Origin of the sequence: Shewanella seohaensis (assembly GCF_023283775.1) — a bacterium.
Lineage (GTDB): Bacteria > Pseudomonadota > Gammaproteobacteria > Enterobacterales > Shewanellaceae > Shewanella > Shewanella seohaensis.
Window position 1 is genome coordinate 297321 of record NZ_JAKILE010000002.1, and the last position, 19115, is coordinate 316435.

21 protein-coding genes are annotated in these 19115 nt (G+C 47.2%); 13 read left to right on the forward strand and 8 right to left on the reverse strand.

The features are described 5' to 3' along the window. Window positions 1-415: 415 nt before the first annotated feature. From L2713_RS03520 to L2713_RS03530, 3 genes are all read right to left on the reverse strand, one after another. Entirely contained in the window at window positions 416-1111 is a 696-nt protein-coding gene (locus tag L2713_RS03520; RefSeq protein WP_248966946.1) for a ChrR family anti-sigma-E factor, read from the reverse strand. Continuing rightward, window positions 1104-1772: a sigma-70 family RNA polymerase sigma factor gene (locus tag L2713_RS03525; protein WP_248966947.1), complete on the reverse strand. Its 669-nt coding sequence runs from the start codon at window positions 1770-1772 to the stop codon at window positions 1104-1106. The genes L2713_RS03520 and L2713_RS03525 overlap by 8 nt, the downstream gene beginning before the upstream one ends. A 116-nt stretch (window positions 1773-1888) precedes the next feature. Next, on the reverse strand, window positions 1889-2446 hold the full coding sequence (locus tag L2713_RS03530) for an LON peptidase substrate-binding domain-containing protein (RefSeq protein ID WP_248966948.1): 558 nt from the start codon (window positions 2444-2446) through the stop codon (window positions 1889-1891). 96 nt (window positions 2447-2542) lie between these two features. On the opposite strand from L2713_RS03530, the gene L2713_RS03535 reads away from it, so the two are divergent. Both L2713_RS03535 and L2713_RS03540 read left to right on the forward strand, forming a co-directional pair. Continuing rightward, the gene (locus L2713_RS03535; RefSeq protein WP_248966949.1) at window positions 2543-3157 is read left to right on the forward strand and encodes a class I SAM-dependent methyltransferase; all 615 of its coding nucleotides are present in this window, start codon (window positions 2543-2545) and stop codon (window positions 3155-3157) included. A 201-nt stretch (window positions 3158-3358) separates the two neighbouring features. Then, complete coding sequence (locus tag L2713_RS03540; protein WP_248966950.1) at window positions 3359-4303, forward strand: chemotaxis protein CheV; 945 nt, start codon at window positions 3359-3361, stop codon at window positions 4301-4303. 178 nt (window positions 4304-4481) lie between these two features. On the opposite strand, the gene L2713_RS03545 is transcribed toward L2713_RS03540, so the two are convergent. Then, entirely contained in the window at window positions 4482-5123 is a 642-nt protein-coding gene (locus L2713_RS03545; protein ID WP_248966951.1) for a hypothetical protein, read from the reverse strand. A 57-nt stretch (window positions 5124-5180) separates the two neighbouring features. Continuing rightward, window positions 5181-5540 carry a DUF2750 domain-containing protein gene (locus L2713_RS03550; protein ID WP_011072081.1) on the reverse strand — a complete coding sequence of 120 codons (360 nt, stop codon included), beginning with the start codon at window positions 5538-5540 and terminating at the stop codon, window positions 5181-5183. 424 nt (window positions 5541-5964) lie between these two features. Between L2713_RS03550 and L2713_RS03555 the strand changes: the two genes are divergently transcribed. Further along, window positions 5965-7239: a lytic murein transglycosylase gene (locus L2713_RS03555; RefSeq protein WP_380823389.1), complete on the forward strand. Its 1275-nt coding sequence runs from the start codon at window positions 5965-5967 to the stop codon at window positions 7237-7239. A gap of 208 nt (window positions 7240-7447) precedes the next feature. After that, on the forward strand, window positions 7448-7936 hold the full coding sequence (locus tag L2713_RS03560) for an FKBP-type peptidyl-prolyl cis-trans isomerase (RefSeq protein WP_011623029.1): 489 nt from the start codon (window positions 7448-7450) through the stop codon (window positions 7934-7936). Window positions 7937-8225: 289 nt separating this feature from the next. Here L2713_RS03560 and L2713_RS03565 read toward each other — a convergent pair whose 3' ends face one another. Further along, on the reverse strand, window positions 8226-10154 hold the full coding sequence (locus tag L2713_RS03565) for a M1 family metallopeptidase (RefSeq protein WP_248966953.1): 1929 nt from the start codon (window positions 10152-10154) through the stop codon (window positions 8226-8228). Between the two features lie 385 nt (window positions 10155-10539). On the opposite strand from L2713_RS03565, the gene L2713_RS03570 reads away from it, so the two are divergent. The 3 genes from L2713_RS03570 (at window position 10540) to ushA (ending at window position 13571) form a co-directional block, all read left to right on the forward strand. Further along, complete coding sequence (locus tag L2713_RS03570; protein ID WP_248966954.1) at window positions 10540-10767, forward strand: DUF3389 domain-containing protein; 228 nt, start codon at window positions 10540-10542, stop codon at window positions 10765-10767. 52 nt (window positions 10768-10819) lie between these two features. Further along, the gene (locus L2713_RS03575) at window positions 10820-11485 is read left to right on the forward strand and encodes an alpha/beta hydrolase (protein WP_248966955.1); all 666 of its coding nucleotides are present in this window, start codon (window positions 10820-10822) and stop codon (window positions 11483-11485) included. Window positions 11486-11849: 364 nt separating this feature from the next. After that, window positions 11850-13571, forward strand: a complete 1722-nt coding sequence (gene ushA, locus L2713_RS03580) for a bifunctional UDP-sugar hydrolase/5'-nucleotidase UshA (protein ID WP_248966956.1) — start codon at window positions 11850-11852, stop codon at window positions 13569-13571. 93 nt (window positions 13572-13664) lie between these two features. Here ushA and L2713_RS03585 read toward each other — a convergent pair whose 3' ends face one another. Next, the gene (locus L2713_RS03585; protein ID WP_248966957.1) at window positions 13665-14024 is read right to left on the reverse strand and encodes a TraR/DksA C4-type zinc finger protein; all 360 of its coding nucleotides are present in this window, start codon (window positions 14022-14024) and stop codon (window positions 13665-13667) included. Between the two features lie 163 nt (window positions 14025-14187). Next, window positions 14188-15135, reverse strand: a complete 948-nt coding sequence (locus L2713_RS03590; RefSeq protein ID WP_248966958.1) for a tRNA-dihydrouridine synthase — start codon at window positions 15133-15135, stop codon at window positions 14188-14190. A gap of 259 nt (window positions 15136-15394) precedes the next feature. On the opposite strand from L2713_RS03590, the gene L2713_RS03595 reads away from it, so the two are divergent. The 6 genes from L2713_RS03595 to apt all read left to right on the forward strand — a co-directional run bounded on the left by L2713_RS03595 (window position 15395) and on the right by apt (window position 19021). Beyond that, window positions 15395-15826 (forward strand): HvfA family oxazolone/thioamide-modified RiPP metallophore, encoded by a 432-nt coding sequence (locus L2713_RS03595; RefSeq protein WP_086904622.1) that lies wholly within the window; start codon window positions 15395-15397, stop codon window positions 15824-15826. A gap of 134 nt (window positions 15827-15960) precedes the next feature. Next, window positions 15961-16800, forward strand: coding sequence for an HvfB family MNIO-type RiPP peptide maturase (locus L2713_RS03600; RefSeq protein WP_248966959.1), 840 nt, complete (start codon window positions 15961-15963; stop codon window positions 16798-16800). Next, window positions 16800-17540, forward strand: coding sequence for an HvfC family RiPP maturation protein (locus tag L2713_RS03605; RefSeq protein ID WP_248966960.1), 741 nt, complete (start codon window positions 16800-16802; stop codon window positions 17538-17540). The genes L2713_RS03600 and L2713_RS03605 overlap by 1 nt, the downstream gene beginning before the upstream one ends. 156 nt (window positions 17541-17696) lie before the next feature. Beyond that, window positions 17697-17819 carry a hypothetical protein gene (locus tag L2713_RS20520; RefSeq protein WP_011623018.1) on the forward strand — a complete coding sequence of 41 codons (123 nt, stop codon included), beginning with the start codon at window positions 17697-17699 and terminating at the stop codon, window positions 17817-17819. A gap of 100 nt (window positions 17820-17919) precedes the next feature. Further along, on the forward strand, window positions 17920-18288 hold the full coding sequence (locus L2713_RS03610) for a YbaN family protein (protein ID WP_011626436.1): 369 nt from the start codon (window positions 17920-17922) through the stop codon (window positions 18286-18288). A 181-nt stretch (window positions 18289-18469) separates the two neighbouring features. Then, window positions 18470-19021 (forward strand): adenine phosphoribosyltransferase, encoded by a 552-nt coding sequence (gene apt / locus L2713_RS03615; RefSeq protein WP_011623016.1) that lies wholly within the window; start codon window positions 18470-18472, stop codon window positions 19019-19021. Window positions 19022-19115 lie beyond the last annotated feature (94 nt).

Consider the following 19115-nt stretch of genomic DNA (forward strand, 5'->3'; position numbering starts at 1 on the left):
ATTAATCAAGAGATGCCTTATTGATAACTAATGCATATCAGCGATTATGTCAATGGAATATCTCAATTAGCCCAGTTGACCATAGTAAAGTGACAATACTATGACATGGATTTAATTAAATAGTTCACTGTTTTTGAGTCGATGCGGAAAATCACTAACTCATTATTTTTGTGGGACTTACTTGTAGTAGGCTTTCTTCGTGAGGATCGTGTTTGTCATTGCTTACGCGAATGTACAAACCGATATAAAAAGGATAACGACAAGATACTTCTCAAAACGCAGCGCAGTATAACAGCAAAATTCCCGCTGGCAAGTTTATTTTTTACTCAGCGGGAAAAAGGCTTGTTGGTATTTTGTTGTAATTTTGCGTTTATCGGTTATTCACTCTGCCAGCATATTTTAAATGTCAGCGAGATTAATAAATCAGCTCACCGATGGGATTCAATAATTTACTGAGCCCTTTGGTAAAATATAACGGCGCATCTAATACTGTGTAGCAGAGGCAGCCTGACTGGGTTTTAGGTGAATGATGCGTGTTGCCATCTAAGATGATGAAATCGCCGGGAACATACTGCCCGTTGATGTCCGAAAATTCCCCCGCCAATAATAGGGTCAGTTCGTATCCCTTATGGGTGTGCTGCGGGATTTCACCTAAGGCGTCGATATGCAATAGGCTGGCGCGGGTTTGGCTTTCATCCACATCGAAACGCATTCGGCTGACTTTACCAATCTGTTGCCACGGATGAGCAATATGTTGGCGAAATACTGTCGGGATCTCATAGCGAACATGCTTATGATTAAGGGAAACCGTCGCTTTGGCAGGATAGTCGCTTTCAGTTGGCGTTGCTTCGGGCAAGTCCATAATATGCGACAACATTTGCTGCCAAGCGTCATCTTGTGTTGGATCGGTTTCACTGATTAAAGCTTGTTCAGTGATGTTGCTCGGCGCTAAAAAGGCCAGTTCCGCTGCCTGCTCTGTAAAACGGCTGACTTGCGATTGGCACTCATGGCAAAGGGCACAATGGGCCGCAATGGCAATTGACATAGACAACGGCAGCTCGCCTTGTGCATGGGCTAACAGCAAATCTGTATGGGGATGATGTTTAATCATGTTGCGTCTCCAAAAAGCTTTTCAGCTTTTCTAACCCCAATCTGAGTCGCGATTTTATCGTTCCAATCGGGACTTTTAAGGCATCGGCTAATTCTTGTTGCGTGAGTTCTTGCATATAGATCCCTTGAACCACTTGGCGTTGGGGCAGGGGTAGGGCATCTAAGTGCGCGAGTAGCTTGGCGGTGAGTTTATGATCTGGGCCGCCTTCATGACTGACGGCTACATCGTAAATAGGCCAAATATCATCTCCGAAGGCATCTTCACGGTTATGTTGGATGCGCCTGAGCATGTCGAAACACTGGTTGCGCATAATGGTAAAAACCCAGGTCGCCACCGAGCCTTTGTCGGCATTGTACAAATGGGCTTTGGTCCACACTAAGGTCATGGTTTCTTGCACCAGATCCATGGCCAGCCCTTGCTGATTTAAGCGTTGCAGACCGAATGCACGAATTTTGGGCATAAAATGGCTGAACAATTCTGCAAAGGCGGCTTTATCCCGTTGATTCGCGACTCTGATAATGGCGCGCGTCAAAGGATCCGCATCTGTGATTGGCTCATTGGCGGTTGAAATAGTGCTATCGTTTTCCATAGCCATATCGATAGGGGATGTTAACTGCCTATCATAGCGATTTTGCGCTAAATGTGATTGAAAATTTTCCATTATTGAGTTCTTTACTTAAGGTTCAATCTAGTCTGAACATCACAAAAGATGTTACGTCAGGGCCGACATTCGATAAGCATACAGAGCAATACGTGGCGCGCGGGAAGTTGGATCACTCAAGCAGATTGAATGACAGTATGTAATAAATCCTGTGTCAGTTGATGATCTAACGCATTGATGCAAGAGTATTTCTCTGCGGCTTGTACCGGCAGAATTTCTAACCAGCGTTGGCACACCCAGGCGATATCTTCAAATTGTTCCAGCTGATAATGTTGCAGGTGCTGCGGGAACTCCTTAAGAATGTTTTGCAGCATCTCACTCAAGTAACGCTCATCGTCTTCAATCGGCGCACTCGGCCAATTATCGATAAGCTTCACCTTGGCGCGTTTTAATCCGTCCGACTCTATGCTGATATCGCCGAGAGTGAAGCGTTGTTTTCCTTGAATGCTGATTCCGAGCATTCCATCGGGTAAGGTTTCAAAATCGATGATATGCACCAGCGTTCCGATGGGATAAAGGGTTTTGCCATCTTCCGATGTCATACACAGGCCAAAGCCATCCGCCGATTTAAGGGATTCAGCGACTAAGCGTTTATACCTAGGTTCAAAAATGCGCAACTGAGTATATCCCTCTGGTAATAAACAGATTGGCAAAGGAAAAAGAGGTAATTTCATAGTGGCCTCAAGTGAACTTATGTGTATGTCATTACGTACCATATACAGAATTTGATCAGTGTACCAAGCAATAACCGATTCATTTAAGGGGATGAGATGAAGTTAAATCCATTCGAGAAAAAGTTAGTCCAGCATCCGCTGCGTTTTTGGTTGCAAAACCACGTTGAAGCACCATTACTGACTTCTATGATGCCCAAACCCCTTCCTTATCTACGTCACGCCCTCGAAATTGGTTGTGGTTTTGGTAACGGAATTCAGTTGATCCGCGACCATTTTGGGGCCGAGCAAGTGACGGCCGTCGATCTTGATCCTGAGATGGTCGCAGCCGCTAAAGCGCGCTGGCATGATTCACCCCATGGGTTAAGCCAATTGGCATTCAGTGTTGCCGATGCTACTGCATTGCCTTTTGCAAATGCCCAGTTTGATGTGGTGTTCAATTTCGCGGTGTTTCACCATATTCCCGATTGGCAAGCGGCGGTTGCCGAGGTGGCAAGGGTGCTAAAACCTAAGGGTTACTTTGTGGTAGAAGATTTATACCGCGCCGCCATTTGCAATCCCTTGAGTCGACGGTTGTTTGAACATCCACAACAGAATCGATTTAACCATCAAGAATGGTTAACAGGACTGCGCCAAGGGGGATTTGAGATCCTCTGCGAGAGAAATCTTCTCAACCTTTCGGGCATGGTGCTGGCCCAAAAACACATGGCATAAAGGGGATAAATTGCGGTGATAGCCGTAAGCGAATCATTTATTTATTGGGGCGCTTGCGAAGGATAAAGGATTGCCGAGTGATTGTAATTTTTAGATAAAATCGACTTATCGCATGGTTCTCATGGTGAGTTTACCGCTATAATTTAGCTTAATCCGTCACTGGTGAGGAAAGCTGTTCCTCCAAAGTAGAGAAGTCGCATTATGGCAAACGTGCTTGCAACCGTAGATCAACGAACCAAACTCGTCGGTGAAAATCGGCTCGAACTGCTGCTGTTTCGAATTAACTCTACCCAGTTATTTGCGATTAACGTCTTTAAAGTCAAAGAAGTCGTCAAGTTACCGCCATTAAATTCTATGCCCGGCAGTCATCCCCATATTTTTGGGGTGGCGAATATTCGCGGCATGTCGATTCCCGTGATTGATTTGCGTTCGGCTATCGGTTTTAAGCCTGTGCCTCCGGGAGATGATGCCAATATGATCATCACCGAATATAACCGCAGTGTGCAGGGCTTCTTAGTCGGTAAGGTCGAGCACATTATCAACATGACCTGGAGCGATATTATGCCGCCGCCTAAAACGGCTGGGCGAAATAATTACCTCACGGCCATCACCCGCATTGAATACCAAGGCCAGTCACAACTGGTGTCGATTATCGATGTCGAGAAGGTATTAGCGGAAATCGTTCATTACGATATTCGTCTCTCTGAAGGGGTGTTAGATGAGAGCCTGTTAGACAAGATGCCCGGTAAGAAGGTGTTGATTGTCGATGATTCTTCAACAGCAAGGCGTCAAGTGCGTGAGACCTTAGGCCAACTCGGGATTGAAATCATCGAAGCCTCCGATGGCTTGCAAGCATTGCACTTACTGCAAAAATGGCGCGATGAAGGCAAGAATGTCGCCAAGGAGCTCTTGATGATGATAACCGATGCTGAAATGCCGGAGATGGACGGCTACAAGCTGACCTATGAAGTGCGTAACGATAAGGCTATGTCGGACTTATTTATCACCTTAAATACTTCACTCAGTGGTAGCTTTAACAATGCGATGGTAGAGAAGGTTGGCTGCGACAGGTTTATTTCTAAGTTTCAGCCCGACTTGTTGGTAGAAGTGGTGCAGGACAGATTAAAACAAGTTATTGGCAAATAACGCCACAGATTTAACTGATTGCTCGATAACAGGTTTGAAACCCATAGGCCGCCATAGCAACCTGCAATTGGCGGCCTCGTTATTTTAGCGCTCGATTTGAGTATTTCACTTGTGACTTGTACTAGTGGGCGTAACTCGGGCTATTTGCTGTGATGTAGACGATTTACCGTGATACGGTTTATTGGCTCAGTTCGGCTTTAACATAGGCAAGGACTTGGCGTTTCATCTCTTTGGCGGCGGCGATATGGATCCGCGCAAGTCTGAGGGCATAGTTGAATCTCTGCCTACCGACTAATCGGATAAGTTCGGCAAAAAATACTGGATCTAAGCAGAATTGTTGGCTGTAGTAGTGAATCGCCGCGGGCAAAGAGGTGTAAGTTACCCCATCAAACTCAAAGCGGGTACTGTCTAACTGGCATTCGAGTTCGACCCCTTCAAGTTGTATCGGCCAGCCCGGAAAGTTAATCCTGTCGCGGGCGATTTGATACATCATCCAAGCGCTTTTTTTAAAACCTTCAAACACTTTGCAGGAAAATTCAGACTCGGCTAGCTCTTCCTCTGTCCAATTAATCCCAATGGCTAAGTGCTTGGCATAAATGCTCATAAGGGCATCTTTAACCGCCACACGGCAATCCCAGATAGAGGTTAAGGTATGTTTTTGGGCCAATTTTAAGCATTCAGCGCAGCAAGGGACGGCCAATGCTGGGTGGGGCGTGTGTGACTCGGCTTGATAATCCAATCGGTCTTTGCAGGGCTCGCCGCAAAACCAACAGAGGTGACGTTTATCGAAGGGAATGTCGATACAAGGGAAAGCGGACATCAAGAGCTAAATACCTCAGCCCTTGATGCCTTAAACTTGCTGTTTTGGTTGATGGAATTAAACCTCTTCAACATCAACTAAATCTTTCGCCAGAACGATAGGATCTAACTCTAAGCAGTCTTCATCGCTCTGCCAATCAACACCAATCAACACGCCATCATCGTTGAGATCCGATACCCAGTACTCAAGGAATTCTTCGAGGCTAATGGCCACCGCTTGGTAATCTTTCCATTCTTCGGTGCAGTGAGATTTCGCCTGTGCTTCACTCGACCATAAAGGCATAACATCAGTATCTTCGAACTCGCCCGAGTCACAAACGACCCAGCCTTCGCCAGTTTCATCCATCAAACCCCAGAGTGTTTGATGTTCTTTTACGTTTTCGATAAAGCCAGCCAACGCCGCGTTGATTTCAGTCATGATAGGTCTCTTTGAAGTATGCTGTTAACTTGTCCATTATACGGCAACGGATAGATAGTCCAAGGGATTCTTTGCTAAGATTTTTTCGCTGTTGGTTAACTGAGCAATAAGTGAATTTATCTGGCGATTTGTGGTGATAAGCATTGTGTTAGCGGGCGCTATGGGTCAGGATGTGCCGAGCAGAGGCACCGATAATAATGAGTGATTGTTGGTGAGTATCTGGCTCGATTTTCTGGGGGAGAAAATAGTTTCGTGGGTGTTTGGCCGTTGCCCTGTTTGTTGTCCCATCAACACAGCGGCAACCTGTTTATGGCTAAATATCGTATCTCTCTTGGCTCGGGGTTATCCACCTCTTGCCTCGCTCAGCTAAGATAAACTCTTAGCGCTGACTGTAGGAGTAATTGATTTGATCAAACTGAAAGGAATGTCCTATCTTGCCGCCAGTATCGCCGCGTGTGTGAGCTTAAGTGCGTGTTCGAGCGCGCCAACCTCGAGCGGTAATAGTCAAACCGCGATCGCCGAGACGCAGGCCGCCGTGCAAGAAATGCCGCTCAGTGACACCATCGCCGCCCATGCTGCGGCATTCCCGACCTGTGTAGCTAACTTACAGGAGCGCGCACGTACCGAAGGCTTATCCGAAGCCACCATCCAAGACACAGTTGCTAGTTTGCAGTTTGTGCCTAAAGTGATTGAGCTTGACCAAGCTCAGCCAGAGTTTAGTCAAACCTTCAACAATTATTTTACCAAGCGGGCGACCGATTGGCGGGTGAATGAAGGCCGCCGTTTACTGAAAAAACACCGCGCGCTGCTCGATAAATTGGCGCAGCAATACGGTGTGCCACCACAATATATTCTGTCTTTCTGGGGACTTGAGACTAACTACGGTTCCTACAAAGGCAAAATGTCCGTGTTAGATTCTCTTGCTACCTTGGCCTGTGAGCCGCGTCGCAGTGGCTATTTTACGACTGAGCTGATGCAAGCGCTTAAGTTAAAAGAAAAATACGGCTTTGATAAGAGCACTATGGTGGGCTCTTGGGCCGGCGCCATGGGGCACACCCAGTTTATGCCCTCGGCCTATGCAAAATATGCCATCGATGGGGATGGCGACGGTAAGGCCGATTTGTGGAATAGCACCGAAGATGCACTCACCTCGGCGGCGAATTTTTTGCAGCACTTAGGCTGGCAACGCAATGAGCGTTGGGGGCGTGAAGTGATATTGCCGCGCGATTTCAGCTATGAAAACCTTGGCGCTAAACAGGCGCAGCCGCTATCCCAATGGGCGGCGCAATCCGTAGTGCAAAGTAATGGACTGCCTTTACCTGCTATCGATATGAAGGCGGCGCTGTATTTACCCTCGGGTCATACAGGTCCCGCGTTTTTAGGCTATGAAAACTTCAATGTGATCATGCGTTGGAACCGCTCTGAATTTTACGCCATTACCGTTGGTCATTTGGCCGATAGAATTAATGGCGGCGAACCATTAAAAGTGGCGCCGCCCGAGCAGCCACGTTTGAGTCGCGAGCAAATCAAACAGTTACAAACCAAGCTGAATGAATCAGGCTTCGATGTCGGTAAACCCGATGGCGTACTTGGGCGTAACTCTTCGGCGGGGATCCAAGCATTCCAGCGCAGTAAGAATATGATTGCCGACGGTTTTCCAAGCCCTGAGGTCTTTAGCGCATTGGGGATTTCACTCTAAAGTCTTTACGTAGTGTCGTACTGCCTGCGAATATTGCCACAAGTGGCATGTGGTTTACTCAACCCATGCCACTTCAGGTGTGGGGCTTACAGATCCGCAGCCGCTTAAGCTTTGGTGATGTATCGCAGGGATAAAACAGTGGAGCGCAAAGGCCAGTTTTGTTAAGCTCGGCCGACATTTGAAATCGAAGCAAATCAAAGGATATTCGATGAGCATTAAAGACGATATGGTTGTGCAGTTTAACTACACTCTGCGCGACGAAAAAGGCGAAGTGATCGAGACGAACGAAGGTCGCGAGCCGATTGCTTACTTACACGGCCATGACAACATGATGCCAGGTGTTGAGAATGCGATTAATGGTAAAGCGATTGGTGAAAAGTTCACTGTTACTCTGCCATGCACTGAAACCTATGGTCAACGTATCGAAGGTGAAGCGGCGCAGCAGCGTGTTTCTGTGAAGCACCTGTTAGGCGCTAGCGTGTGGAAGCCAGGCATGACGGCTGTGGTTCACACTGATCAGGGTCAACGTCAAGTGACTATCGTCAAAGTGGGTAAGTTTATGGCGACTGTGGATGTTAACCATCCATTAGCGGGCCGTGACTTAACCTTCGATATCGAAGTGGTTGGCGCCCGTGATGCGACCGATGAAGAAATCGCCCACGGTCATGCCCACGGTGTAGGCGGTCACCACCACTAATCTGTGTGGTTGCTCCCATCAATACTCTGCTACAGCAGGGGTGCTCGGGAGTAATGACCAGATAAGTAAACAAAAGCCCAAACCTAGGTTTGGGCTTTTTTGTGCGCTAATACTTTGGTTTGCAATCCATGTTTGTAATCAAAGTCTCGCAACCACAGTTTCGTAATCAAAATCTCTCAATCAAGGTCGTGGCTTTTGTGTATAGGATTCACCGCTAAACTTATGCCCACTTTTCATGGCGAGGCTTGAGCACAGGCTTTCTGCGCCCAATCCCAAACATGCACACCGCTTAATGAACATGCTCCATCGGTTTATCACTAAACATCATATCGAGACTCGCTTGTGTCTGTGGGTGGTAACCACTGCGGGCCGCCAAGTAAACGGTTTTTGCCCAGTCATAGTGCTCGCTGCTCGCCAGTTTTTGATACAAAGGCACAATCAGCCTGCAGCGGCCAATATCGGTGAAATGTTGTTTCAGTGCCGGTAAGACACTGTAGTAACCGTTATCGAGGGCGAGGGCATACCAAGCAAAGGCGATTTCATTATTGTGCGTGCCAGTAAAATGAAAGGCCTTATCTAACTCGGCTAATTGCTGCTCAGTGAGATTTAGCCTCGGCATTTCATTAATAAAGCGTAGCCATTGATGCACTGTCCAGCCCTGAGTGTTCAGAGCGCTGGCGTCACGTTTGCCTTCTAACCATGCTTGGCGCTGGGCATCGATATCATCGAAAGCGTGTGAGTTGGGTGGCACTAAAAAGCTGGGTAGACCTTGTCCCTCCACCCAAGTATCCACTTCGGACTCACTGACGATATTGGGATATTTTTGCAATAACTGCTGCGTGAGGTAATTGCGGAACTGCTCCGTGGTAATGCTTTGAAACGCAAAGTGATCGAAGTAGCTTTTCACGAAGGTGTCGAACCGCTCACGGCCAAATTTTTGCTCGAGGAAGCGCAAAAATAATTGTCCTTTCACATAGGGGACGCCGCTAAAGGCATCGTCGGGATCGCGCTCGCCTAAGTCAATATGCAGTACAGAATCGCCGGCGGGCAACTCGGCTAATTCGGCCAATAGCTCAGAGTAACCAATGGTTTGCTCCATCAGGGCGCGGTCGCGGCCATAGAGATCTTCCATAATGCGGTTTTCCACATAAGTGGTAAAACCTTCGTTAAGCCAGAGATCGCGCCAAGTGGCGTTAGTGACTAAATTGCCCGACCAAGAATGGGCCAGCTCGTGGGCGATTAAACTCACTAGGCTTTTATCTCCCGCGATGACTGTGGGAGTAATAAAGGATAATCGCGGATTTTCCATCCCGCCGAAGGGGAAGCTGGGCGGGAGGATCAACAGATCGTATCGACCCCAACGATAATCGCCGTAGCGTTTGGCGGCAATGGCAATCATCTCCGGTGTATCGGCAAATTCTTTGCTGGCCTTGTCGAGCATTTCGGGCTCGGCCCAAATGCCTGAGGTATCGTCTAAGGCGGCAAATTGCAGGTGTCCTGCGGCAATGGCAATCAAGTAAGCTGGAATCGCCTGCGGCATAGTGAATTGGGTTTGCGTTGCAGACACGCTCTCTCGGTCGGCACTCATGACGACGCTAATGCCTTGCTTGGCTGTGACGGTAGCGCTGTAGGTTTGGCGCACGGCGGGCGTATCTTGCAGCGGGATCCAGCTTCTGGCATGGATGGCTTGGCTCTGGCTAAACATAAATGGCCATTGCTTACCTTGGGTTTGCTCTGGAGTAAGCCATTGAATGCCTGATGGATTCTTGGATGTATGATAATTAACTTTGACTTTGGCGACTCGTTCTTGAGGCAGATTGATGGTGAGCGCTGCGCCTTTGACCTTATCGGCCGCACCTAAACTAAAGGGCACGGATTGCCATTGGCCGTTTGCATTTAACATGCTGACGCTGTTAATCGTAAGGTCACGGGTATCGAGCACGAGTACTTTTCCGGCCTGATGCCAATCCAGCTCGAGAATCGCATCCCCCGCGAGTTGCTGCTGCGCAAAATCTACCTTTAATGCCAATGCGATGTGATGAATGCTCACTTGCTGGTAATTGGCAAAGGTCAGCTCATCGGTGACAGAGTGCATTTGGCTTGCTGTGGTACTTGCCAGGCTGGTATTCGGTAAGGTATTGGCCGCATTGGCATATTGTACTAATGGCAGCAGCATTAAGAGTGCGCTGCTAATGAGGGTACGACGGGATAAAAACATATAACCACCCAGTGTTGTGATTCTTGTTATGGTGTAAAGGCGCTAGCCGCGAGCGGGCTTGAATCGCTGATGCGGGATTTTACTCGAACTGCTCTGGTTTGGGGCAATTTAGCTGACACTAAAATGTAATTAAACTTTATCTACATTCTCTGATTGCCTTGCTAAAAGGCAGGGTTAACACTCTATGGCGAGTGCGCAGGACTTGAGGTAAGCGCACTCAATACCGAGCGATGTAGATTTGCTGTCGATGGGTAAACCTAAGCTCGCCTAGCCTATGGCGTGTCTGTCATCAGCGGTAATGCGAGTTTAAAAGTTCATCCTTAGCGATATAACTTTGCTATTATGGCGCGTTTTAAGAGTGGTTCATCACGAGAGCGGAATTGCTATGCTAGTGGAATTTTCTCAGGGTAAGTTGATTGCCACTGAATTTGAAGTGCAGATCCGGCTGAACATGGCCAATGTGGTGCTTCAAGCCGCGGCCGAAGACATCAGCCTTAGGCAGGAGCCGCCGATGCTCATCGCCAATGGCGGCGGCGTGCGTTGGAGCATTAAATTAGATAACACCAACCAGCTCGATGCATTGCAAGCTCTCCTTGGTATTGATTATCTGTAAAGCGCTCGCAGGGCGAGCATAATAACTTTTGATTTATAAAGGATTTGTCAGTATGACACTTGAACGTATTGTGATTGAGCCTCAAGTTGAGGCGACGGCTGCGGTGATTTGGTTACACGGTTTAGGGGACTCGGGCGCAGGGTTTGCACCTGTGGTTCCAGCATTAGGCTTGCCAGCGGGACACAGCATTCGCTTTATCTTCCCACACGCGCCAGAGCAAGCGGTGACCATCAACGGCGGCTACATTATGCGTGCTTGGTATGACATTAAAAGCATGGATTTGCACGATAGAGCCGATATGCAGGGCGTGATGGCCTCGGAGCTGAGTGTACAGGCCTTGATTGACGAACAAATCGCCGCGGGGATCCCCAGTGAGCGCATCGTCTTAGCCGGATTTAGCCAAGGCGGGGTGATGAGCCTATTTACCGGATTACGTTATCCCCAAAAACTTGCTGGCATTATGGCGCTGTCCTGTTATTTACCGACGGGTGATGTGTTACCCAGCCAATTAAGTGCAGCCAATGCGAAAACGCCTATTTTACATCAGCACGGTGAACAGGATGATGTAGTGCCACTATCCGCAGGTTTATTAGCGAAAGACGCGTTAATAGCTGGGGGATATTCGGTGCAATGGCAAACCTACCCGATGCCGCATTCGGTTATCCCGGTACAATTAAAAGCAATAAGCACTTGGTTACAACAGTGTTTTGAAATGTAGAAAAATCTAAATGCCGATAAAAACACCATGCGGTAAATTAAATTTTGGTTGCATGGTGTTTTATATAGAGAACAATCCATTATATTGCCAGTGCTATCTAAGTTGCTTAAATTAAAGCGTTAAATCTTTTCTTTTTAAATGCCTTCCCCATTAAATTGTGAAATAAAAAATAAGTCGTTTAGCTTATTTTTTATTTGAAACAAATCTGTCTTAAAACTCATTAAAGATCCCACATTAAAGTCACGTTTATTAATAAAAATGACACAATTCGTCTTTATTCTTTGTTATTATGCGTGGCGCGAGAGTCGATGGTACTCGCACAATCTATCTATGATAAAATAATTAAAATCAAGGGGTTGATGTAATGACAAATAAGCTTATTAAAGGATTAATTGCGACTGCAGTGCTTGCTGCGCTAGCAGGTTGTAATAGTGATGATGATAATACTAAAGTACCAACAACCTGTGCCGAAGCGGGCAGCGCTTGTAAAACATTTACTGTATTACACACCAACGATAACCATGGCCGTTTCTGGGAAAACAGTGATGGCGAATATGGTATGGCGGCTCGTAAAGCCCTAGTCGATCAAATTCGTGCTGAAGTCAGCAAGAATGGCGGCCAAACATTATTATTGTCTGGCGGTGATATTAACACCGGCGTACCAGAATCTGATTTACAAGATGCGATTCCTGACTTTACTGGTATGAACAAAATTGGTTACGACGCAATGGCAGTTGGTAACCATGAATTCGATAACCCATTATCTGTTTTAGATATGCAGCGTCGTTTAGCCGAATTCCCAATGCTGGCGGCAAACATTTACCGTAAAAACGCTGAGGGTGGTCAAGGTGAACGTTATTTCGAGCCTTACAAAGTGTTTGATATTAACGGTCTTAAAGTGGCTGTGATTGGTTTAACCACCGAAGACACTGCAAAAATCGGTAACCCAGAATTTATCAGCGATTTGATTTTCACCGATCCTAAAGTGGAAGTGGCGAAAGTTATCAAAGAAATTAAAGACGCCAAAGCGGCTGATGTGATCTTCGCAACGACTCACATGGGTCACTATGCCGATGGTCAAAACGGTAGCAACGCTCCTGGCGACGTCGCAATGGCGCGTGCGTTGAATAAAGGCGACCTACAAGTTGTTATCGGTGGTCACTCACAAAACCCAGTGTGTATGGAGCCGGGTACTGAAAACAAGTCTTACGCCGACTTCAAACCTGGTGATGATTGTGCGCCAGACCAACAAAACGGCACTTGGATCATGCAAGCCCACGAATGGGGTAAGTATGTTGGCCGTGCGGATTTCGAATACTTCAATGGCGAATTGCACTTAGCTAGCTACAAGCTGATCCCTGTGAACATGCGTAAACTGGACGAAGCTGGCAAGAAAACCACTGAGTTGGCTGGCACTAAGATTGAGCCAGATGCTGAGCTAAAAGAGCTGCTGTCTTACTACCAAGAGAAAGGCCAAGCTAAGTTAGACGAAGTGATCGCGACTACCGATGCGCTGCTCGATGGCGAACGTGCAAACGTACGTAACAAGCAAACTAACTTAGGCCGTATGTTAGCCATGGCGCAAAGCGGTAAAGTGTCTGCTGACTTTGGTGTAATGAACTCAGGTGGTGTGCGCGCTTCTATCCAAGCGGGCGACATTACTTACCGTGATGTGCTGACGGTTCAACCTTTCGGCAACATGGTGACCCTGAACGAAATGACAGGTACTGAAGTCGCGGCTTACTTAGGCGCTGTGGGCAGTATCCAAATCGGTTCGGGTGGTTATGCGCAGATCACTGGCGTGAAAATGACCATCGACTGTGTGGCTAAGACGGCTAATATCAGCGAAATCAACGGCAAAGAGTTCAGCGCAACGGCAAACTATAAGTTCACCGTACCTAGCTTTAACGCTGCAGGTGGTGACGGTTATCCAAAACTGGCTAGCCCAATCCAAACGGGTTATGTGGATGCGGACTTACTCTATTCATTCCTGAAAGAGAAACAAGCTATCGTTGCTGCAGACTACAACCCAGTGGGCGACATTGTTTACGAAAACTCAAACAGTGTTGAAGGCTGTAAGCTGTAATCACACGCGATAAATTATCGTAAAAAATGCCACTCATTTGAGTGGCATTTTTATTGGTGAACTGACTCAGTGAACAGATAAAGTCTAAAGCTGTTAATGGCTTAGTCTAAGCTCATGGCGATGTTCATGCTGATAATGCTCGGCGCAGCTGCTGCAACGTTGCTCGGTGGGATCTTGAGTTAAACGCTCGGCTTCGATTTCAGTTTCGCAATCTGAGCAGAGGCCGTATAAGCCTAAGTCGAGTTGACAGAAGGCGGCATCGAGGCGGTTTAAACGACAAAATAGCGGATGTTCTGCGAGGTGACTCTGTGCCAGGCGGTCAATTAACTCGCCTAAGCTGAGATTGGCATAATGCGCCCCAAGTATTTCAATAAACTGAGGGTGCGCGCCGATTTCCTTCCTTAGATTAGCTTCAAGCTCTGACAATTCTTGTCTGATATGGGTGGTGCTCACGTAAAATCGCCTGTTTTATCTGACTCTGGACATTCAGTCTAATAGTTCCACTATCAACGACTATGATAAAGATCAAGTATCTGTCCGATTTGCAGGGATTTAGTGGTGTTTTAAATAAAATTTCACCACTTTCTCATGGGATTATCCTATGCGCTATCAGTGGCTATTCGCCTAGGCGCTGCTGCGCCTCTTCCAGCACTCGCACAATTTCCTCTGTGGTTTTATAGATGCGTAGCTCCCTAAACAGGGTGTCTGCCTCGGGGTATTGGCGATTCAAATAACTAAACCACTGCTTAATTCGCGCCGGATAATAATCACTTTTACGGCCGCTCAGTTCGCGTTGGGTGTAGCTCAGCATCAAACCTAATGTATCGGCCCAGCTGTAAGGTGCCGCGCCAGTCTTAATCGTGTCGGCAAGATTGGGCAGCGAAATCGCGCCGCGGCCAATCATAATGCTGTCGCAGCCCGTCACCGCCATACAACGCTCGGCATCTTCGCGGTTCCAAATCTCTCCATTAGCAATCACTGGAATGGGCAAACGTTCGCGCACTTCGGTGATGTATTCCCAGTAGGCGGGCGGTTTGTAACCATCGACCTTACTGCGGGCATGGATAGCCAGCTCTGTCGCGCCCGCTTCATAAACGGCCAGCGCATTTTCCATAAACAGGGATTTGTCTTCGTAGCCTAAACGAATTTTCGCCGTCACTGGATGTTCGGCGGGCACGGCTTGGCGCATGGCGCGGACAATATCGTGAATCGTATTAGGGTATTGCAGCAACACCGCGCCGCCATTACTGCGGTTAACCATCTTAGCGGGGCAACCAAAGTTTGCATCGACGCCGTGGGAGCCAAGCTCAATCGCGCGCATCGCGTTTTCGGCCATGCAGTTGGGCTCTTGCCCTAAAAGCTGTACACGAACCGGCGTGCCCGAGGGAGTAAAGCCGCCATTAAGCAGTTCGGGGCAGAGTTTGAGAAACACTTTTTCGGGTAAGAGTTGGTCAACCACGCGCACAAATTCGGTGACGAGCAAATCGTAGGGGTTAATTGAAGACAAAATATCTCGCATTAAGTCGTCAACCACGCCTTCCATCGGAGCCAAAATTACGCGCACTGCAACAAACCCATATCCAGTTTCAAAGGGCGTGCATTCTATCCTATTGGACTGTGGTTACAAAGCATTGCGAGGGAAGGGTAAGAGCAGTTTTTGGGGATTTTTACGACTAAATTCTGTTTCCTATCAGCATATTTTGATTATTTCTGTGATTTGGTGATATTTTTTGAAATGAAACCGAGATGGGGCGGGTCTTTTGCAGTAAGCCAGCTACAGCACTGTTGTTGGCCACCATTCATCAAATAAAAGGAAGAAATATATGAAGTCAGTTAAGCAAACAGCCGTTGCAGTTGCGTTAGGTACAGTGGTGGTCGGTTCTGCGTTCGCCGTGAATGCGCAAACCAACCCATTCGGATTTGAAACCATGGAAGCGGGTTATCAAATCGTCGGTTCAGAAGGTAAATGCGGCGAAGGTAAATGTGGTGGCGATATGAAAAAAGCCGCAGCTGAAAAAGCCAAAGAAGGTAAATGTGGCGAAGCAAAATGTGGTGCCGACATGAAGAAAGCGGCCGCAGATAAAGCCCACGAAGGTAAATGCGGTGAAGCTAAATGTGGCGCCGATATGAAAAAAGCTGCAGCCGATAAAGCCCACGAAGGTAAATGTGGTGAAGCTAAATGCGGTGGCGATATGAAGAAAACCGCTGAAAAAGTCGAAGCTAAGGCTGACGCAGTCAAAAAAGAAATGAAATAAGCGCGAGTCGATACTATCGAGCTTCAGCTCTACACTTGGCCAGCCTCAGCTGGCCTTTGTTTAGCTGCATTCGAGTGTGGGCTTGCCAGAACGAAAAGGTAATCTCGACACGCCCTAGGTAAGAGGTGAAAGCAATGCAAGAGAGTGGATTGGTTGGATTAGGCTTACGGCGTGAAATGCTCAGTGAGTTTTGCCAAGCGCTGCCAACGGCTATCGATTTTTTAGAGGTCGCCCCTGAAAACTGGATGACGCTCGGTGGAAAATACGGCAGGCAATTTAGGCAGCTTACTGAGCAACATACTTTTTTCTGCCATGGTCTGTCACTCTCTATTGGCAGTCCTGCCCCCTTAGATTTGGAATTTGTCCGCCAAGTGAAGGCGTTTATGGATCTGCACCAAATTGAAGTCTATTCGGAGCATTTAAGTTATTGCTCGGGTGGCGGTCATTTATACGATCTTATGCCCATTCCTTTTACCGATGACGCCGTTAAGCATGTGGCGACGCGGGTAAAACAGGTGGAGGATATTTTAGAGCGGCCTTTGATCCTCGAGAATATTTCCTTTTATGCTGCGCCGAGCGCACAGATGAGTGAGCAGGCGTTTTTGACCGCAGTGTTAGAAGAGGCTGACTGTAAGCTGCTGTTAGATGTGAATAATATCTATGTGAACTCGGTAAATCATCAATACGATGCCGAGGCTTATTTAAAGGCCATGCCAACGGAGCGCATCGCCTATTTGCATATCGCAGGGCATTACCAACAGTCTGAAACCTTGCTGATCGACACCCATGGCAGCGACATCAACGATCCGGTTTGGGCACTGTTGGATAAGTGCTATGCCCAGCATGGCGTCTTGCCGACACTGCTCGAGCGTGACTTTAATTTGCCTGAAACGGTGCAGTTATTGGATGAGATTAATCAAATCCATGCCTATCAAGCGCGGGCGAAAAATCGTTTGGATAAGAGGATTGCCTGATGGATTTTACGCAAGTACAGCAGTCTTTTATCGACTATATTCGCGATCCACAAAACCCAGTGCCGAGCGGTGTGCCCTTAGAGCGGATGCAGGTTTATCGAGAGCTGTTTTTTAATAATGTGATGGGTTTTGTGTCCAATGCTTTTCCCGTTCTTAAAAGTCTTTATAGCGATGCACAGTGGCAAGTCTTAGTGCAGGCTTTTTTCAGTCAACATGATTGTAAGTCCCCAATTTTTATTGATATTGCCGGAGAGTTTTTACAATTCCTGCAATTTGAATATTCACCAGCAGAAAGTGATCCGCCTTTTATGTTGGAGCTGGCGCACTATGAATGGCTTGAGCTTCGAGTGGCAACGGCGCAACAAGTTGACCAGCAAGAGAGATTGTCCAGCGCAGATATTTTGCAGCGCAATTTGTGTTTAGCGGCAACGGCGAGTGTGGCACAGTACCAGTATCCGGTGCAGCAGATCCGCCAAGATTATCGCCCCACAGAGGCGCTGCCGCAGCCAGTGTTTTTTTGCCTCTATCAGGATGAAGCGAGCGAGGTGGGCTTCTTACAATTAACGCCGTTAAGTGCGCAAGTGCTGGGATATTTGGTAGAACAAGGACAGAGTCGCCTCGATGACATACTAAACTGGCTGCAAGGGATTTATCCGCAAATGCAACCGGAGATCTTAACCCAAGGCTGTATTCAGTTACTCGAACAACTCGCCGTTAAAGGGATAGTGCGCGGAATTTAAGCTGCATGTTGCTAAAATCAGCAAAATAAATGCAATAACCTTACATAAAAAGGGTTTTTGTTGATTTGACAAACCGCTACAATGGCGCCCGTTTTGTGATCTTAATCACTGTACGATTCCTGCGCACTTATCTTTGCACACATTTGAGGAGCTGTAATGAGCAGTCAGCCATTTAAAGACCCATTTAACTTTATGTATTTTATTGGTTTTATTTTAGTCTTACTGTTGCCGACGCTACCAGCAAGCCTGACTTGGTTAAAGCAATTAGGCTTAATTTAAGCAGGTTTTAATCTCAAATTGAGTATACTACTGGCCACTCTTAGAGTGGCTTTTGTTTTTCAGGTTTGAGGCACCTACATACTATGATCATTTACAAGCTATGATATTGAAACGCGGTTTGTTTTTATTGATAGGTTGCTTGGCGTTGGGCCTTGGACTGCTGGGTATCGTATTGCCTCTATTGCCGACAGTACCGTTTATTCTATTGGCGGCTTTTTGTTTTGCCCGCTCAAGCGAGCGCTTACACCAGTGGTTGATGACACACCCGTGGTTTGCCGATGCGCTGACCCAATGGCAACAACACAGGGCGATGCGCCCCGGCCTTAAACGCCGAGCGATGTTGCTCACGGGACTCAGTTTTAGCGTTAGCATTCTTGTGGTCCCGATTGTATGGGTGAAGTTACTGCTGCTCACCATGGCTTGCGGATTACTTTGGTATCTTAAAACCATTCCTGAAATCGAATCCTAAGCACATTTGATCTAAGGCACAAATTGGTAACCAATTCGTCACTTGAATACGCTGCTTATTGCAACTCAAACCAAAGCGGCATAAGCTTTGTGCGAATTATTAAAGCTCGTCCACACTCGCTGTGGACGTTTTGTTTTTACCGCCAGCAGTTACGCGTGGCGAAACGATTAAGTTAAATTAAATGGCTATGAATACAGAAACCTTATCCTTGATAAAGCAAAGCATTAAAACGATTCCTAATTATCCTAAGGAAGGGATTCTATTTCGCGATGTGACCAGTCTGCTGGAAAATGCCGCGGCCTATAAAGCGACTATCGATTTATTAGTTGAGCAATATCGCAATAAAGGCTTTACCAAGATTGTGGGCACTGAAGCCCGTGGTTTCTTATTTGGTGCGCCTTTAGCACTGGAATTAGGCATTGGTTTTGTGCCTGTTCGTAAGCCTGGTAAGTTGCCACGCGCGACCATTAGCCAAAGCTATGAGCTGGAATATGGCCACGATAGCCTTGAAATCCATACCGATGCGATTACCGCGAATGACAAAGTATTAGTGGTTGACGATTTGCTGGCCACTGGCGGCACTATCGAAGCCACAGTCAAACTTATCCGCCAACTGGGCGGTGAAGTGCAAGATGCGGCTTTTGTGATTTCATTACCCGATCTCGGTGGCGAAGCCCGCTTAACGGCCTTAGGTCTTGAGTTGGTTAAACTTTGTGAGTTTGAAGGCGAATAATTCTTCAGCCAAAGGCGCCTAGGGATAGTTTAATGGCATGTCGTTAATTGACATGTTATCTTGCAACTATCTCGGGGCGCGATCCCCTTTTTTG

Bases quoted from the DNA above. Each gene is read 5' to 3' on its own strand.
- L2713_RS03570 (WP_248966954.1), top strand. From the start codon at position 10,540: ATGCTAGTGGAATTTTCTCAGGGTAAGTTGATTGCCACTGAATTTGAA.
- L2713_RS03595 (WP_086904622.1), top strand. From the start codon at position 15,395: ATGAAGTCAGTTAAGCAAACAGCCGTTGCAGTTGCGTTAGGTACAGTG.
- L2713_RS03535 (WP_248966949.1), top strand. From the start codon at position 2,543: ATGAAGTTAAATCCATTCGAGAAAAAGTTAGTCCAGCATCCGCTGCGT.
- L2713_RS03560 (WP_011623029.1), top strand. From the start codon at position 7,448: ATGAGCATTAAAGACGATATGGTTGTGCAGTTTAACTACACTCTGCGC.
- L2713_RS20520 (WP_011623018.1), top strand. From the start codon at position 17,697: ATGAGCAGTCAGCCATTTAAAGACCCATTTAACTTTATGTATTTTATT.
- L2713_RS03530 (WP_248966948.1), bottom strand. From the start codon at position 2,446: ATGAAATTACCTCTTTTTCCTTTGCCAATCTGTTTATTACCAGAGGGA.
- L2713_RS03555 (WP_380823389.1), top strand. From the start codon at position 5,965: ATGTCCTATCTTGCCGCCAGTATCGCCGCGTGTGTGAGCTTAAGTGCG.
- apt (WP_011623016.1), top strand. From the start codon at position 18,470: ATGGCTATGAATACAGAAACCTTATCCTTGATAAAGCAAAGCATTAAA.
- L2713_RS03540 (WP_248966950.1), top strand. From the start codon at position 3,359: ATGGCAAACGTGCTTGCAACCGTAGATCAACGAACCAAACTCGTCGGT.
- L2713_RS03525 (WP_248966947.1), bottom strand. From the start codon at position 1,772: ATGGAAAATTTTCAATCACATTTAGCGCAAAATCGCTATGATAGGCAG.
- L2713_RS03520 (WP_248966946.1), bottom strand. From the start codon at position 1,111: ATGATTAAACATCATCCCCATACAGATTTGCTGTTAGCCCATGCACAA.
- ushA (WP_248966956.1), top strand. From the start codon at position 11,850: ATGACAAATAAGCTTATTAAAGGATTAATTGCGACTGCAGTGCTTGCT.
- L2713_RS03605 (WP_248966960.1), top strand. From the start codon at position 16,800: ATGGATTTTACGCAAGTACAGCAGTCTTTTATCGACTATATTCGCGAT.
- L2713_RS03550 (WP_011072081.1), bottom strand. From the start codon at position 5,540: ATGACTGAAATCAACGCGGCGTTGGCTGGCTTTATCGAAAACGTAAAA.
- L2713_RS03575 (WP_248966955.1), top strand. From the start codon at position 10,820: ATGACACTTGAACGTATTGTGATTGAGCCTCAAGTTGAGGCGACGGCT.
- L2713_RS03545 (WP_248966951.1), bottom strand. From the start codon at position 5,123: ATGTCCGCTTTCCCTTGTATCGACATTCCCTTCGATAAACGTCACCTC.
- L2713_RS03600 (WP_248966959.1), top strand. From the start codon at position 15,961: ATGCAAGAGAGTGGATTGGTTGGATTAGGCTTACGGCGTGAAATGCTC.
- L2713_RS03610 (WP_011626436.1), top strand. From the start codon at position 17,920: ATGATATTGAAACGCGGTTTGTTTTTATTGATAGGTTGCTTGGCGTTG.
- L2713_RS03565 (WP_248966953.1), bottom strand. From the start codon at position 10,154: ATGTTTTTATCCCGTCGTACCCTCATTAGCAGCGCACTCTTAATGCTG.